Origin of the sequence: Pseudomonas sp. NPDC088322, from assembly GCF_044740745.1 — a bacterium.
GTDB lineage: Bacteria > Pseudomonadota > Gammaproteobacteria > Pseudomonadales > Pseudomonadaceae > Aquipseudomonas > Aquipseudomonas shirazensis.
The window spans coordinates 591,164-605,491 of record NZ_JBIURK010000003.1; the positions used below are offsets into that span (position 1 = coordinate 591,164).

14 protein-coding genes and 1 pseudogene are annotated in these 14,328 nt (G+C 62.5%); 9 read left to right on the forward strand and 6 right to left on the reverse strand.

The features are described 5' to 3' along the window. Nucleotides 1–681: a DNA repair protein RadC gene (radC, locus tag ACIOAU_RS10295; RefSeq protein ID WP_150572491.1), complete on the reverse strand. Its 681-nt coding sequence runs from the start codon at nucleotides 679–681 to the stop codon at nucleotides 1–3. A 123-nt stretch (nucleotides 682–804) separates the two neighbouring features. Between radC and coaBC the strand changes: the two genes are divergently transcribed. From coaBC to ACIOAU_RS10330, 7 genes and pseudogenes are all read left to right on the forward strand, one after another. After that, nucleotides 805–2,016: a bifunctional phosphopantothenoylcysteine decarboxylase/phosphopantothenate--cysteine ligase CoaBC gene (gene coaBC / locus ACIOAU_RS10300; protein WP_101322890.1), complete on the forward strand. Its 1,212-nt coding sequence runs from the start codon at nucleotides 805–807 to the stop codon at nucleotides 2,014–2,016. Between the two features lie 5 nt (nucleotides 2,017–2,021). After that, entirely contained in the window at nucleotides 2,022–2,477 is a 456-nt protein-coding gene (dut, locus tag ACIOAU_RS10305) for a dUTP diphosphatase (RefSeq protein WP_150571449.1), read from the forward strand. 137 nt (nucleotides 2,478–2,614) lie between these two features. Continuing rightward, nucleotides 2,615–3,988: pseudogene (locus ACIOAU_RS10310) on the forward strand (phosphomannomutase/phosphoglucomutase); the annotation flags it as partial. A gap of 29 nt (nucleotides 3,989–4,017) precedes the next feature. Continuing rightward, nucleotides 4,018–4,929: an acetylglutamate kinase gene (argB, locus tag ACIOAU_RS10315; RefSeq protein WP_150571447.1), complete on the forward strand. Its 912-nt coding sequence runs from the start codon at nucleotides 4,018–4,020 to the stop codon at nucleotides 4,927–4,929. A 149-nt stretch (nucleotides 4,930–5,078) separates the two neighbouring features. Then, a complete protein-coding gene (locus ACIOAU_RS10320) occupies nucleotides 5,079–5,759 on the forward strand; it encodes a CsgG/HfaB family protein (protein ID WP_101322886.1) in 681 nt (226 codons plus the stop codon). A 30-nt stretch (nucleotides 5,760–5,789) separates the two neighbouring features. Then, the gene (locus tag ACIOAU_RS10325; protein WP_401181734.1) at nucleotides 5,790–6,161 is read left to right on the forward strand and encodes a DUF4810 domain-containing protein; all 372 of its coding nucleotides are present in this window, start codon (nucleotides 5,790–5,792) and stop codon (nucleotides 6,159–6,161) included. Then, entirely contained in the window at nucleotides 6,158–6,817 is a 660-nt protein-coding gene (locus ACIOAU_RS10330) for a DUF799 domain-containing protein (RefSeq protein ID WP_401181737.1), read from the forward strand. Before ACIOAU_RS10325 ends, ACIOAU_RS10330 begins: the two co-directional genes overlap by 4 nt. Nucleotides 6,818–6,869: 52 nt before the next feature. Here the strand turns inward: ACIOAU_RS10330 and ACIOAU_RS10335 are convergent, their stop codons facing one another. The 4 genes from ACIOAU_RS10335 to pyrE form a co-directional block, all read right to left on the reverse strand. Continuing rightward, nucleotides 6,870–9,299, reverse strand: coding sequence for a TonB-dependent siderophore receptor (locus tag ACIOAU_RS10335; RefSeq protein ID WP_401181740.1), 2,430 nt, complete (start codon nucleotides 9,297–9,299; stop codon nucleotides 6,870–6,872). A gap of 77 nt (nucleotides 9,300–9,376) precedes the next feature. After that, entirely contained in the window at nucleotides 9,377–10,345 is a 969-nt protein-coding gene (locus ACIOAU_RS10340) for a FecR domain-containing protein (protein ID WP_150571445.1), read from the reverse strand. After that, complete coding sequence (locus ACIOAU_RS10345) at nucleotides 10,338–10,856, reverse strand: sigma-70 family RNA polymerase sigma factor (RefSeq protein ID WP_150571455.1); 519 nt, start codon at nucleotides 10,854–10,856, stop codon at nucleotides 10,338–10,340. Before ACIOAU_RS10345 ends, ACIOAU_RS10340 begins: the two co-directional genes overlap by 8 nt. Nucleotides 10,857–10,961: 105 nt before the next feature. Continuing rightward, entirely contained in the window at nucleotides 10,962–11,603 is a 642-nt protein-coding gene (pyrE, locus tag ACIOAU_RS10350; RefSeq protein WP_101322883.1) for an orotate phosphoribosyltransferase, read from the reverse strand. An 81-nt stretch (nucleotides 11,604–11,684) separates the two neighbouring features. Between pyrE and ACIOAU_RS10355 the strand changes: the two genes are divergently transcribed. Next, complete coding sequence (locus ACIOAU_RS10355; protein WP_401181744.1) at nucleotides 11,685–12,464, forward strand: catabolite repression control protein Crc; 780 nt, start codon at nucleotides 11,685–11,687, stop codon at nucleotides 12,462–12,464. Nucleotides 12,465–12,509: 45 nt separating this feature from the next. Here the strand turns inward: ACIOAU_RS10355 and rph are convergent, their stop codons facing one another. Continuing rightward, nucleotides 12,510–13,232 carry a ribonuclease PH gene (gene rph, locus ACIOAU_RS10360; protein WP_101322881.1) on the reverse strand — a complete coding sequence of 241 codons (723 nt, stop codon included), beginning with the start codon at nucleotides 13,230–13,232 and terminating at the stop codon, nucleotides 12,510–12,512. Nucleotides 13,233–13,457: 225 nt separating this feature from the next. On the opposite strand from rph, the gene ACIOAU_RS10365 reads away from it, so the two are divergent. Then, on the forward strand, nucleotides 13,458–14,321 hold the full coding sequence (locus tag ACIOAU_RS10365; protein WP_150571444.1) for a YicC/YloC family endoribonuclease: 864 nt from the start codon (nucleotides 13,458–13,460) through the stop codon (nucleotides 14,319–14,321). Nucleotides 14,322–14,328 lie beyond the last annotated feature (7 nt).

Here is a 14,328-nt window from a genome sequence, read left to right on the forward strand (position 1 = left end):
TCAGCCGCTGATCCAGCCCTCCTCGGCCATGGACAGCGGCTCGCCCTCGCCGATGATCAGGTGATCGAGCACACGCACATCGATCAGCGCCAGCCCGCGTTTGAGAGTCATGGTCAGGTGCACATCATCCTGGCTCGGCTCGCTGCTCCCGGAAGGATGGTTGTGGCAGATGATCAGCGCCGCGGCGTTGTGCACCAGCGAGCGCCGGACTACCTCACGTGGGTACACGCTGGCCCGGTCGATGGTGCCGCGAAAGAGGATCTCGAACGCCAACGGCCTGTGCTTGGAGTCGAGAAACAGGCAGCCAAATACCTCACTAGGTTCATGGCGCAGCATCGATTTCAGGTAACGCCTCACTGCCATCGGGCTTTCCAGCGCGGGGGCACGTTCGATGGTGTCGTGCAGATAACGCCGCCCGGTCTCCAGCAGCGCCTGCAACTGCGCGTACTTCACCGGTCCCAGCCCAGGCTCACCGAGCACTGCGCTGCGTGGCGCCTCGAGAAACTGGCGAAGGCCGCCAAAGCGCACCAGCAAGCCGCGGGCAAGGTCGACGACATTGCGCCCGGCCACCCCCGAGCCCAGCAGCACGGCGAGCAATTCGGCATCGGACAATGCGGCTGCGCCGCGCTGTAACAGCTTTTCTCGCGGCCGTTCGTCGGCCGGCCATTCCCTGATGTTCATTACTGCTCCTTGAGTGCTGCTGCGGCGCGTTTAAGCCGTGTGTTAATCTATTTCGCTTCGAAAATGCGACGATCTGCCGCAGGCCCCATCGTCGTCATCCGCTTACTGAAAAAAGGCAAGCCTATGCAGCGGCTGTATCGCAAGCGCATCGTTCTCGGCGTCGGTGGCGGCATCGCCGCCTACAAGAGCGCCGAGCTGATTCGCCGACTCCTGGAACACGGCGCCCAGGTGCGCGTGGTGATGACCCACGGCGGTGCCGAGTTCATCACTCCGCTGACCTTGCAGGCGCTGTCTGGTCACCCGGTGCACATGGACCTGCTCGACCCTGCCGCCGAAGCGGCGATGGGCCACATCGAACTGGCCAAGTGGGCCGATCTGGTGCTCATTGCCCCGGCCACCGCCGACCTCATGGCGCGCATGGCCCAAGGCATGGCCAATGACCTGCTGACCACCCTGGTGCTGGCCACCGACGCCACCGTCGCCGTCGCCCCGGCGATGAACCAGGCGATGTGGCGCGACCCGGCGACCCAGGCCAACCTGGAACTGCTGCAAAGCCGTGGCATTCAGGTATTCGGCCCGGCCTCCGGCAGCCAGGCCTGTGGTGATGTCGGCCTTGGCCGCATGCTTGAAGCCACCGACCTGGCCTGGTGCGCCGCCGAGAGCTTCAAGCGCCAGGCACTGACCGGCAAGCACGTGCTGATCACCGCCGGGCCGACCCAGGAAAACATCGACCCGGTGCGCTACATCACCAATCATAGCTCCGGCAAGATGGGTTTCGCCCTGGCCGAAGCGGCTGCCGAAGCCGGGGCTCGGGTAACCCTGGTGACCGGCCCGGTGCACCTGCAGACCCCCGACCGGGTCAACCGGATTGACGTGGTAAGCGCGCGGGACATGCTCGCGGCGTGCGAAGCCGCTATGCCGTGCGACCTGTTCATCGCTTCGGCTGCGGTTGCGGACTACCGCCCGGAAGTAGTCGCCACGCAGAAGCTCAAGAAGGATCCTACGACCGGCGACGGCATGCTGCTGCAGATGGTGCGTAATCCGGATATCCTTGCGACCATTGCTGGCCGTGCCGACCGCCCGTTCAGCGTCGGCTTTGCCGCCGAGACCGAACACTTGCTCGATTACGCCACGCGCAAGCTCAAGGACAAGAACCTCGACCTGATCGTCGCCAATGATGTGGCCAACCCCAGCATCGGCTTCAACAGCGAGGAAAACGCCCTGACCGTGATCGACCGCCAGCAGCACCAGACCCTATTCGCGCAGACCAGCAAGGGCAAGATCGCCCGCCAGCTGGTTGCTTTTATCGCCGAACGACTCAAGCAGGTTCAATAAGTTACATGCACGCTCTTCAAGCCAAGATTCTCGATCCGCGCATCGGCGCCGAATTCCCCCTGCCGCAGTACGCCACGCCTGGCTCCGCCGGCCTGGACCTGCGCGCCATGCTGCAACAGGACACCGTTCTCGAGCCGGGCCAGACCCTGCTGATCCCGACCGGCCTGTCGATCTACATCGGCGATCCAGGCCTGGCGGCGTTGATCCTGCCGCGCTCGGGGCTGGGCCACAAACACGGCATCGTGCTCGGCAACCTGGTCGGTTTGATCGACTCGGATTACCAGGGCGAGCTGATGGTGTCGTGCTGGAACCGCGGCAATAGCGCTTTCACCATCAACATTGGCGAGCGTATTGCACAGCTTGTCCTGGTACCTGTGGTACAAGCGCATTTCGACATCGTCGAGGCCTTCGACGAGAGCCAACGTGGCGCTGGCGGCTTCGGTCATTCGGGCAGCCAATAACGGCCAGAGAACGATCGTTTGCGCCACGGATGGCGAACTCTCTGGCGAAAGTACCGTCCAAGCGTGCAGTTTGCGCCTACCCAGAAGCCTTAGACATTGGAGCTTTCCCAGAGATGAACGATATGGCCCAGCTGGTCCCTGCACTGCCTGAGAGCATCTTCCGCGCCTATGACATCCGCGGCGTGGTCGGCAAGACCCTGCACGCTGAAACCGCTTACTGGATCGGTCGTGCCATCGGCGCCCAGACCCTCGCTCAGGGCGAGCCGAATATCTCGGTTGGCCGTGACGGTCGCCTGTCCGGGCCGATGCTGGTCGAGCAACTGATCAAGGGCCTGGTCGAAGCCGGCTGCAAGGTCAGCGACGTTGGCCTGGTGCCAACCCCTGCCCTGTATTACGCCGCCAACGTGCTGGCCGGTACCTCCGGGGTGATGCTCACCGGTAGCCACAACCCGTCCGACTACAACGGTTTCAAGATCGTCATCGCCGGCGACACCCTCGCCAACGAGCAGATCCAGGCCCTGTTGACCCGCCTGAAAACAGATGACCTGAGCCGCAGCGAAGGCAGCGTCGAGCAGGTCGAGATCCTCCAGCGCTACCATCAGCAGATCGTCGGCGATGTGAAACTGGCGAAAAAACTCAAGGTAGTGGTCGACTGCGGCAACGGTGCAGCGGGCGTCAATGCCCCGCAACTGATCGAAGCCCTGGGCTGTGAAGTGATCCCGCTGTTCTGCGAGGTCGACGGCAACTTCCCCAATCACCACCCGGACCCGGGCAAGCCTGAAAACCTGCAAGACCTGATTGCCAAGGTCAAGGAAACCGGCGCCGATATCGGCCTGGCCTTCGATGGCGACGGCGACCGCGTGGGCGTGGTGACCAACACCGGCAGCATTGTCTACCCCGACCGCCTGCTGATGCTGTTTGCCCAGGACGTGCTGTCGCGCAACCCAGGCGCCGAGATCATCTTCGACGTCAAATGCACCCGTCGCCTGACCCCGCTGATCGAACAACACGGCGGTCGCGCGCTAATGTGGAAGACCGGTCACTCGTTGATCAAGAAGAAGATGAAGCTGACCGGTTCCTTGCTGGCTGGCGAAATGAGCGGGCACATCTTCATCAAGGAACGCTGGTTCGGCTTTGACGACGGCATCTACAGCGCCGCACGCCTGCTCGAGATCCTCAGCCAGGCCGAGCAGGACGCCGAGAGCCTGTTCGCTGCATTCCCGAACGACATCTCTACGCCGGAAATCAATATTGATGTGACCGACGAGGGTAAATTCAGCATCATTGATGCACTGCAACGCGACGCCGACTGGGGTGAAGCCAACCTGACCACCATCGACGGTGTGCGGGTCGACTACGCCAAAGGCTGGGGCCTGGTCCGCGCCTCCAACACCACGCCGGTGCTGGTGCTGCGCTTCGAAGCCGACAGCGAGGCCGAATTGCAACGTATCAAGGATGTTTTCCGCGCGCAGTTGCTGCGGGTTGCCCCTGACCTGCAACTGCCGTTCTGACCGATTATCCGTACCCACTGGAGCCCTGCATGACCCTCGATCGCGAAGCTGCCTCCCATGTAGCCGAAGTCTTGTCCGAAGCGCTGCCTTACATCCGTCGCTTCGTCGGCAAGACGCTGGTGATCAAGTACGGCGGCAACGCGATGGAGAGCGAAGAGCTCAAGACCGGCTTTGCCCGCGACATCGTGCTGATGAAAGCGGTCGGCATCAACCCGGTGGTAGTGCACGGCGGTGGCCCGCAGATCGGTGACCTGCTCAAGCGTCTGTCGATCGAGAGCCACTTCATCGACGGCATGCGCGTGACCGACTCGGCGACCATGGATGTGGTCGAGATGGTGCTCGGTGGCCAGGTCAACAAGGACATCGTCAACCTGATCAACCGCCATGGCGGCAGCGCCATCGGCCTGACCGGCAAGGACGCCGAGCTGATCCGCGCGAAAAAGCTCAAGGTCAGCCGCCAGACGCCAGAGATGACCTCGCCCGAGATCATCGACATTGGCCACGTTGGCGAAGTGGTCGGGGTCAACACCGACCTGCTCAACATGCTGGTCCGTGGTGACTTCATCCCGGTCATCGCGCCGATCGGTGTCGGCGCCAACGGTGAGTCGTACAACATCAACGCCGACCTGGTTGCCGGCAAGGTTGCCGAAGCGCTGAAGGCCGAGAAGCTGATGCTGCTGACCAACATTGCCGGTTTGATGGACAAGCAGGGCCAGGTCCTGACCGGCCTGACCACCGAGCAAGTCAACGAGCTGATCGCCGACGGCACCATCTACGGCGGCATGCTGCCGAAGATCAAATGCGCACTGGAAGCAGTCCAGGGCGGCGTGCAGAGTTCGCACATCATCGACGGTCGCGTACCGAACGCGGTGCTGCTGGAGATCTTCACCGACAGCGGTGTAGGCACTTTGATCACCAACAGCAAGCGCGCTTTGGCCTGATTTGTCGGGGCTGCTTGGCAGCCCTTCGCGGGCAAGCCCGCTCCCACAGGGCCAGCAGTGCATCCTGTGGGAGCGGGCTTGCCCGCGAAGGGCCGCAAAGCGGACCCGCAACACCCCTGCAAAACTAATATCTACCCTGGAGAAAGCGCGTGAAATACGCATCACATGGACTCGTGCTGGCAGCCGTTCTGGCTGTCGGGTCCCTCGCCGGCTGCGCCACTGAAACGTCCAAAGCTGTTGCCGTGCAACAGGTCGAAAGCGTCAACCGCCCGTACAGCGGCCAACGCACCCCAATCGCTGTGGGTAAGTTCGACAACCGTTCCAGCTACATGCGCGGGATCTTCTCCGACGGCGTCGACCGCCTCGGCGGCCAGGCCAAGACCATCCTCATCACCCACCTGCAGCAGACCAACCGCTTCAATGTGCTTGATCGCGACAACATGGGCGAGATCCAGCAGGAAGCAACCATCAAGGGCATGGCGCAGAAGCTCAAGGGTGCGGATTTCGTGGTCACCGGTGACGTCACCGAGTTCGGCCGCAAAGAAGTCGGCGACCACCAGCTGTTCGGCATTCTTGGCCGCGGCAAGACCCAGATCGCCTACGCCAAAGTGGCGCTGAACATCGTCAATATCAGCACCTCGGAAGTGGTCTATTCGACCCAGGGTGCCGGCGAGTACGCCCTTTCCAATCGCGAGATCATCGGCTTTGGCGGTACCGCCAGCTATGACTCCACGCTCAACGGCAAGGTCCTCGATCTGGCCATGCGCGAAGCGATCAACAAGATGGTCGACGCGATCGACAACGGCCAATGGAAGCCTCAAGCCCGATAAGCTGAGCAGCACAACAAGGAAGACACCTTCATGAGCATCATCCCTCAAGGCTGGCGCCTGGTCGCCGGCGTTGTGCTGGGCAGCGTTCTGCTGACCGGCTGCGGCACCCCGCACAAACCACTGTATCAGTGGGAAAGCTACCAGCCGCAGGTCAACGAGTACTTCAAGGGCCAGGCCAAGGAAGAACAGGCCATCGCCCTTGAGCGCGACCTGGAGAAGATCAAGGCCAAGAATGGCGCCGTGCCGCCGGGTTACCACGCGCAGCTTGGGCTGATCTATTCCAGCCTGGGCAAGGACGACCAGATGATTCAGCAGTTCCAGACTGAAAAGGCCTTGTTCCCTGAGTCGGCCAAGTACATGGACTTTCTCATGAACAACGCGCGCAAAGGAGCCGAGCAATGATCAAGCGGATCACCCAACTGATCGTCGGCGCCTGCGTGCTGGCCTTGTTCTCCGGTTGCGCCGAGCGCCGCAGCGTGGACTACTCGGCGTACAAGCAGGCGCGGCCCAAGTCGATCCTGATTCTGCCGCCGCTGAACCAGTCGCCGGACGTCAAGGCCACCTACAGCATGCTTGCGCAGGTGACCTATCCGCTGGCCGAAGCGGGTTATTACGTAATGCCGGTGGCGCTGGTCGACGAGACCTTCCGCCAGAACGGCATGACTACGCCGTCGGATATCCATGAGCTGCCGACCAGCAAGTTGCAGGAAATCTTCGGCGCCGATGCCGGCCTGTACGTGACCGTGAGTGACTACGGCACCCGCTACATGGTGCTCAGCAGCGCGACCATCGTTACCGCCAGCGCCAAGCTGGTCGACCTGAAGACCGGCACCACGCTGTGGACCGGTAACGCCACAGCGTCCAGTGAGGAAGGTCGGCAGAACCAGGGTGGCCTGATCGGCATGTTGGTGATGGCGGCGGTCAACCAGGTCATCAGCAGCGTGCAGGATGACGCCGGCTACCCGATTGCCGGCATGACCAGCGCGCGGTTGCTGTCACCGTATCCGAACGGCGGCATTCTGTATGGCCCGCGCTCGCCCAAGTACGGTACAGACTGAATCCATTGTCTTGCGAAGGGGCGCGAAAGCGCCCCCAGCAATCCCAACTTGATCAGAAGCTGTAACGGGCCGTCAGTTTGACGTTGCGTGGATCGCCGTAGATGTCATACGGGCTGTAAGCGCCATTGGCCACACTGCTGTAGTAGGTGCGGTCGAACAGGTTGTTGAGGTTGACCTGCAGATCCAGCTGCTCGCTGGCTTGGTAACCCGCCACCAGACCGACCACGGTGTAGGATCCCTGCTGGTTCTCCCACGCCGTGCTACCCGTGCCGCCCGCGGTACGAATGCGGCTCTGCTGGTAGACATCTCCCCCCACCCGCCAGCGCTGCAACTCACCCGGCAGGGTGTAGATGGTCGACAGCTTGAACAGCTGACGCGGCTTGGTCCGATCAAAGTCCTCGCCTTCGCGAGCTGGATTGGCATCACTGACATATTTGGTCTGGGTATACGTATAACCAGCGGCAAGCTGCCAGTTGTCGGTTAATGCGCCCTGCACTTCCAGGTCGATACCACGGCTGCGGACCAACCCTGACGCTTCATAGCAGGCACTGGCGGCACCTGCGCCGCAGCCTTTGGCGTCGGGCAGTTCCTGGCCACGGTTTTTCTGGTCGATCTGGAACAGCGCCATGCTGGCGTTCAGCGCACCCTCGAAGTACTCGCCCTTGATGCCAATCTCGTAATTCTCGCCCACCACCGGTGTAAGCACTTTCCGGTCCAGGCCCTTGCTGCTCTGCGGCTTGAAGATATCGGTGTAGCTGACATACACCGAATGGTGGACGTCCAGATCGTAGACGAGCCCGGCATAGCGGGTCAGATTGCGGGTGACCTTGTAGCTCGCTTCGCTGTTTTTGCTGTCCTCGAATTCGTACCAGTCGACACGGCCGCCAACAATCAGCGACAGCGGCTCGGTCAGACGCAGACGGGTGCTGGCGTAGACGCTGTCCTGAGTGGTGGTTTCGGGACGGCCGTAGGCGCCAGTATCGAAGTCCGGTTTGACATGCCCGCGTGGATTCCAGGCAAACAGGTTGGTGCCCGAGTCAAGAAAAATGCCCCAGGGCGTGGTTGAGCGATAATCCAGCTTGCGCTTGCTGACCCCTAAGGTCAGGTCATGGCTCTGGCCAAGCAACTGGAAGGGGCCATTGAGCGCCAGATCATAGCCGGTTTCCTTTTGCTGCATGTCTTCCGCCCACAGATAGTGGCGATTGTAGGCCCACACCGAAGAGGCCAACACTTCGGTTTCGGTGGTCGCCTGCATCGCGGCCATGCGCAGCGTCCAGTCATCGCCCAGCCCCTGTTCGAGAGTGGCGAAATAACCGGTAGTGCGGTCGTCCGAGTATTCCCAGTCGTGCCCCAGGAAGGTGTCGCGGGGTAGCCCCAGATGGCCGCCGCCACGGGCCATGGGCAAGCCGCCCCAAATGTAGTTGGTGTGGTTTTTCTGCCGGTAGGCGCCAACGGTAAGGGTGGTGCTGTCGCTGATATCGGCGTCTACCACGCCGTAGAAAAGGTCATGATCGCTCTCTACCGAGTCGCGAAAGCTTTTTGAGTCCTGCCGCGATACCACGGTGCGCGCGCGCAGGGTATCGTTCTCATTCAATGGGCCGCCGACGTCCAGCGTACCGCCGTAGTCGTCCCAGCTACCGGCGGTGCCGGTAAGGGTGGCCTGAAACTGATGGGTCGGGCGCTTGCGTACCAGGTTGATCGCGCCCGCAGGGTTGCCCGCACCCTGGGTCAAGCCGGCAGCACCACGGACGATCTCGACCCGGTCATACATGGCCAGGTTGGCCTCGCCGCTGGGCACGTAGGTCAGCAAGCTGGTGGGAAAACCATCGTAGAGGACGTTGTCGACGTCAAAGCCGCGCGCACTGAAGCTGGGCCGGCCCGGGCCGCCAGAGTTGTTCAAGAACAATCCCGGCGCACTTTTGACCACATCGCTGATGCTGGTCATGGCCTTGTCGTCCATGCGCTTGCGAGTAACCACACTGACCGATTGCGGCGTCTCGCGTAGGGTCAGTGGCAGCTTGGTGGCTGTCTGCATGGCGCCAGTGGTGTAAGAGCCGCTGTTCTCGGTGGTCTCGCCCAGGCCTTGGCCATGGATACTGGTAGCGCCCAGCTCAAGGCCGCTGCCAGCTTTCTGTGGGCTCAGCAGGTACAGGCCATTACCCTGCGGCCCGGCTTGCAGGCCGGTCCCTTGCAGCAGTTGCTGCAGGCCGCCCTGTACACTGGTGGCGGCATTCAGGCCCGGGCTGCGCAAGCCTTCCACCAGCCCCGGCTCGATGGGCAGCGTGATACCGGCCTGGCTGGCGAAGTCAGACAGGGCATTGCTCAGGTTACCGGCTGGCACCTTGTACGTGCGCTGCTGCTGGGCAGCCTGCTCAGCTGCCTGCAGCGCCGCAGCAGTCAGGCCGCTGCCCGCGATGATCAAACCCAATGCAGCCGCGTGTACTGCCCGCGCCAGTGGTTGCGTGCCCTGCGTCGTCGCCATGTGTCCGTCCCTGCCCTGCAAAAGTGATGTAGTTATGGGAGGGACACGCAGCCTGAGAAAAACCCGCCAGCGATTTGCTAAACGTTCGCACGTGCCGTGACGGTGACCCAGTAGGCCGTTCGGTAAGTCACGCTGACCGGCAGAGTCTGGCTCAGGCCGCGCAGGATCTGGTCGGTGTCGCGCAGCTGAAACGTACCCGAGATCAGCAGCCCAGCGACTGCCGGATCACAGCGCAGGAGGCCGGAGCGATAGCGGCCCAGCTCGTTGATGAAGTCGTCCAGGCGCATTTTTTCTACACGCAGCGTGCCACTGAGCCAGTCGAGATGGTTCTGCGCCAGCGCCGTCGCGGGTTGCGCAGCCAGTGCGCTGATGTAGGTCTGCTGGCCGGCAGCCAGTCGCAACCGGCCTTCCTCACCTCGGGATAACTTCGGGCGCACTAGCGCGGCGCCATCCAGCGCAGCGAGATAGGTGCTTTGCGGGTACTGGCGCAGTACAAAGCGGCTGCCAAGCAGCTCCAACTGCGCTTCGCTGGTCTCGACGATGAACAGCCGACTGGACGGCTGGCGGGGCAGTTCGATGAGTATTTCGCCGGCGATCAGGCGTACCCGGCGCACGCTCTCGTCGTAGTCGATATTGATGGCGCTGGCGGTGTTGAGCTGGATCTGGCCACCGTCGGGCAAGGGCACATTGCGCTGCTCACCACTGGCGGTGCGCTGGTCCGCCTGCCACTCGCGCCAGGGCAGACTGCGATAAGCGGTAACGCCCAGCGGAGCCGCAACGATCAGCAATGCCAAGGTCTTGAGCACCTGGCGGCGCTCGACCGCTCGTGGCCGCTCCAGGGCGGTGCGCTCGGCATCACCGGCGAGCAACTGCGCTTGGGCACTGAAGCGCGCGGCCAGTTGCCAGGCACGCTCATGGTCGGCATGACGCGCACGCCACTCCGCGCCAGCGGCGTGCTCGGCGGGCCCGGCAGCGCTGTGCTGCAGGCGCACGAACCAGCTGGCAGCTTCGCGAGCGATGCGCCGGTCGATCGGTGTGTTATTCATACGGCAGGTTTTCACTGGCGAGCACGATGCACTCTTCGAATGCGCGCGCCAGATAGCGCTGCACCGAGCGCAAGCTGAGGTCGAGCCGGCTGGCGATCTCTTCCTGGGTATATCCTTCAAGCTGCGACATCAGGAACGCCTGGCGGGTCTTGCCCGGCAACACGGCGAGCACTTGATCGATCTCGTCGAGGGCTTCGAGCACCAGCGCCTGATGCTCCAGCGACGGCGACAACGCTTCCGGCGTCAGCGCCAGAGCGTCCAGGTAGGCCTGCTCCAGCGAACGCCGGCGGTACAGGTTGAGGCTCAGGCGGTTGGCGATGGTCGCCAGATACGCACGCGGAGCGGTGACGCACGACGGCTCGCCAGTGCCGCTGCGCAGCAGCCGCAGGAAGGTATCCTGCGCCAGGTCGGCAGCGTCGGCGGCATTGCCCAGGCGTCGGCGCAACCAGCCCTGCAGCCAACTGTGATGATGGCTGTAAAGTTGATCGATGGCCTGATGCTGAGTGTGAATCGCCGCTGAATTAGGATGCACAGGATATGACAAGCGTGAATGAGAATTGGTCTCATTCTACCAGCATAACCAGTGGCCCGCGCAAGCACGGGCCCTGCTGCGGGATCAGATCCCGTATTGCGCGCGGTACGCCTCGACCGCTGGCAAGTGCTGCTTGAGCTGCGGATCGTCAGCGAGGAACTCGAGCACCTGGGTCAGCGAAACGATGCTGACCACCGGGATACCGAAGTCGCGCTCCACTTCCTGGATCGCCGACAGCTCGCCGTTGCCACGCTCTTCGCGGTTGAGCGCGATCAGTACGCCGGCGGCTTTGGCCTGCTGCGCGCTGATGATCTGCATCACTTCACGGATCGCGGTACCGGCGGTGATCACGTCATCGATGATCAGTACATTGCCTTCCAGCGGTGCGCCGACCAGGCTACCGCCCTCGCCATGGGCCTTGGCCTCTTTGCGGTTGAAGCACCACGGCACGTCCAGCTGATGCTGGTCGGCCAGGGCGACCGCAGTGGCCGAAGCCAGCGGGATGCCTTTGTAGGCCGGGCCAAACAGCACGTCGAAGGGGATTTTGCTGTCGACGATGGCCGCCGCGTAGCAACGTCCCAACTGCGCCAGTGCCGAGCCGCTGTTGAACAGCCCCGCATTGAAGAAGTACGGGCTGGTACGCCCCGATTTCAGGGTGAATTCACCGAAGCGCAGAACGCCGCGATCGATGGCAAAACGGATGAAGTCGCGCTGATACGGCTGCATGAAAAAGTCCCAGACACCACGGATTTAGCTAAATGAGTTGAGCTCGGGTATCATACACGCACGAGATTTTTGGGGCCATTTATGCGGATCATCAGTGTGGACGTTAATGGCATTCAGGCTGCAGCCGAGCGTGGTTTGCTCAGTTGGCTACAAGCCCAGAATGCCGACGTCATCTGCCTTCAGGATACCCGCGCCTCGGCCTTTGAACTCGACGACCCAGCTTTCCAGCTCGATGGCTATTTCCTTTATGCCTGCGATGCAGAGGTGCCCGCCCAAGGTGGTGTGGCGCTCTATTCGCGGATGCAGCCCAAGGCAGTCATCACCGGCCTGGGCTTCGAGACAGCCGACCGCTACGGACGTTACCTGCAAGCAGATTTCGACAAAGTCAGTATTGCCAGCCTGTTGCTGCCTTCGGGCATGAACGGCGACGAAGACTTGAACCAGAAATTCAAGTTGATGGACGATTTCGGCAAGTACCTGGACAAACAGCGGCGCAAGCGTCGTGAATACATCTATTGCGGCTCGTTCTACGTGGCGCAGCAGAAGCTCGACATCAAAAACTGGCGCGACAGCCAGCAGTCACCTGGTTTCCTGCCGCCCGAGCGGGCGTGGATGGATTCGATCGTGGGTGACATGGGTTATGTCGACGCGCTGCGTGAAGTCAGCCGCGAAGGCGATCAGTACAGCTGGTGGCCCGATAACGAGCAGGCCGAGATGCTCAACCTGGGTTATCGCTTCGACTACCAGATCCTCACGCCAGGCTTGCGCCGCTTTGTGCGCAGTGCCCGCCTGCCGCGTCAGCCGCGGTTCTCCCAGCATGCGCCACTGATTGTGGACTACGACTGGACGTTGACGATCTGACCTGCTTTTGGGGCCGCTGCGCGGCCCCAGAAGTTACGAATGCAATCAGTCAGCCAAAGCCGCGTTCTGCAGGTCGTAGATTTCGTTCATGCCTTTCTGCGCCAGCGCCAGCATGGCGTTGAAGTCTTCCGGCTGGAACGGTGCACCTTCAGCGGTACCCTGCACTTCGATGAAGCCACCCGCGCTGGTCATGACCACGTTGAGGTCGGTCTCGGCCGCGGAGTCTTCCAGGTAGTCCAAGTCGAGCACTGCTTCGCCCTGATACATGCCTACCGATACAGCAGCGATCATGTGCTTGAGCGGGTTGCCGCCCTTGAGGCCGCCGCGCTTCTTGATCACCGCCAGGGCGTCGACCAGCGCAACCATGGCACCAGTGATCGAAGCGGTGCGGGTACCGCCGTCAGCCTGGATCACGTCGCAGTCGACGTAAAGGGTGACATCGCCGAGCTTGCTCATGTCCAGCGCAGCGCGCAGCGAGCGGCCGATCAGGCGCTGGATTTCGAGGGTGCGACCACCCTGCTTGCCACGGCTGGCTTCGCGCTGGTTACGCTCACCGGTCGCACGCGGCAGCATGCCGTACTCGGCAGTCAACCAACCCTGGCCCTGGCCTTTGAGGAAGCGCGGCACGCCGTTTTCGACGCTGACCGTGCAGATGACCTTGGTGTCACCGAACTCGACCAGTACGGAGCCCTCGGCGTGCTTGGTGTAGTTGCGGGTGATGCGGATCGAGCGGAGCTGATCGGCGGCGCGACCACTTGGACGTTTCATTTGGGATACCTGTACTGGGATTCGAATCTGCCGAGCATTATAAAGCCCGCAGCCCGGCGAGGACATGCCTATCGTCGCAGGCGCCAGCCTGTCGACCACTCCTAGCTGCGGCCAAGGCGATCGATGACATGGCCGAAATTGGGCGCGCAGCCCACTCTGCGTTACAATCGCGCGCCTTGCAGCCTGACCCGGCTGCCCCATCATTCTTATGCGAGGTAGTCCGCCATGGTGCACAGCATGACCGCTTTTGCTCGCGTCGAGCGCGCCGGCAGCCAAGGCACTCTGGTCTGGGAGCTGCGCTCGGTCAACCACCGCTACCTGGAGCCGCATCTGCGCCTGCCAGAAGCCCTGCGCGAGCTTGAAAGCGCGGTGCGCGAAGGCCTGCGCCAAGGGCTGTCACGGGGCAAGGTCGAATGTACCCTGCGCCTCAATGAAGACAGCACCGGCAAGCCGCTACAGGTCGACCGCGAGCGCGCCGCGCAACTGGTCGCCGCCGCCGAAACCGTCGCCAGCCTGATCAAGCAGCCCGCGCCGCTGAACCCGCTGGAAGTGCTGGCCTGGCCCGGCGTGCTGGTGGCCGATGCCAGCGATCCGCAGGCCCTCAATGCCGAAGCCATCGCCTTGTTCGACGAAGCGGTGCAGGAGCTCAAGGCCGGTCGCCAGCGCGAAGGCCAGGAGCTGGCCCGGCTGATCAACGAGCGCCTCGACGGCATGACCAGTGAAGTGACTACCCTACGCGCGCTGGTGCCGCAGATGCTGGCGGTGCAGCGGCAGAAGATCCTCGATCGCTTTCATGACATGCAGGCCGAACTCGACCCGCAGCGACTGGAGCAGGAGATGGTCCTGCTCGCGCAAAAAAGCGACGTCGCCGAGGAGCTGGATCGCCTCAACACCCACATCACTGAAGTGCGCCGGGTGCTCAAGTCCGGAGGTGCTGCAGGTCGACGCCTGGATTTCCTCATGCAGGAACTCAACCGCGAAGCCAACACCCTTGGCTCCAAGGCATTCGACCCGCGCAGTACGCAGGCGGCGGTCAACCTCAAGGTGTTGATCGAGCAGATGCGTGAACAAGTACAGAACATCGAGTAAGGCCATC

Coding starts and splice junctions, on each gene's coding strand:
- ACIOAU_RS10325 (WP_401181734.1), top strand. CDS start 5,790: ATGAGCATCATCCCTCAAGGCTGGCGCCTGGTCGCCGGCGTTGTGCTG.
- ACIOAU_RS10335 (WP_401181740.1), bottom strand. CDS start 9,299: ATGGCGACGACGCAGGGCACGCAACCACTGGCGCGGGCAGTACACGCG.
- dut (WP_150571449.1), top strand. CDS start 2,022: ATGCACGCTCTTCAAGCCAAGATTCTCGATCCGCGCATCGGCGCCGAA.
- ACIOAU_RS10365 (WP_150571444.1), top strand. CDS start 13,458: ATGGTGCACAGCATGACCGCTTTTGCTCGCGTCGAGCGCGCCGGCAGC.
- ACIOAU_RS10340 (WP_150571445.1), bottom strand. CDS start 10,345: ATGAATAACACACCGATCGACCGGCGCATCGCTCGCGAAGCTGCCAGC.
- rph (WP_101322881.1), bottom strand. CDS start 13,232: ATGAAACGTCCAAGTGGTCGCGCCGCCGATCAGCTCCGCTCGATCCGC.
- ACIOAU_RS10355 (WP_401181744.1), top strand. CDS start 11,685: ATGCGGATCATCAGTGTGGACGTTAATGGCATTCAGGCTGCAGCCGAG.
- coaBC (WP_101322890.1), top strand. CDS start 805: ATGCAGCGGCTGTATCGCAAGCGCATCGTTCTCGGCGTCGGTGGCGGC.
- radC (WP_150572491.1), bottom strand. CDS start 681: ATGAACATCAGGGAATGGCCGGCCGACGAACGGCCGCGAGAAAAGCTG.
- pyrE (WP_101322883.1), bottom strand. CDS start 11,603: ATGCAGCCGTATCAGCGCGACTTCATCCGTTTTGCCATCGATCGCGGC.
- argB (WP_150571447.1), top strand. CDS start 4,018: ATGACCCTCGATCGCGAAGCTGCCTCCCATGTAGCCGAAGTCTTGTCC.
- ACIOAU_RS10330 (WP_401181737.1), top strand. CDS start 6,158: ATGATCAAGCGGATCACCCAACTGATCGTCGGCGCCTGCGTGCTGGCC.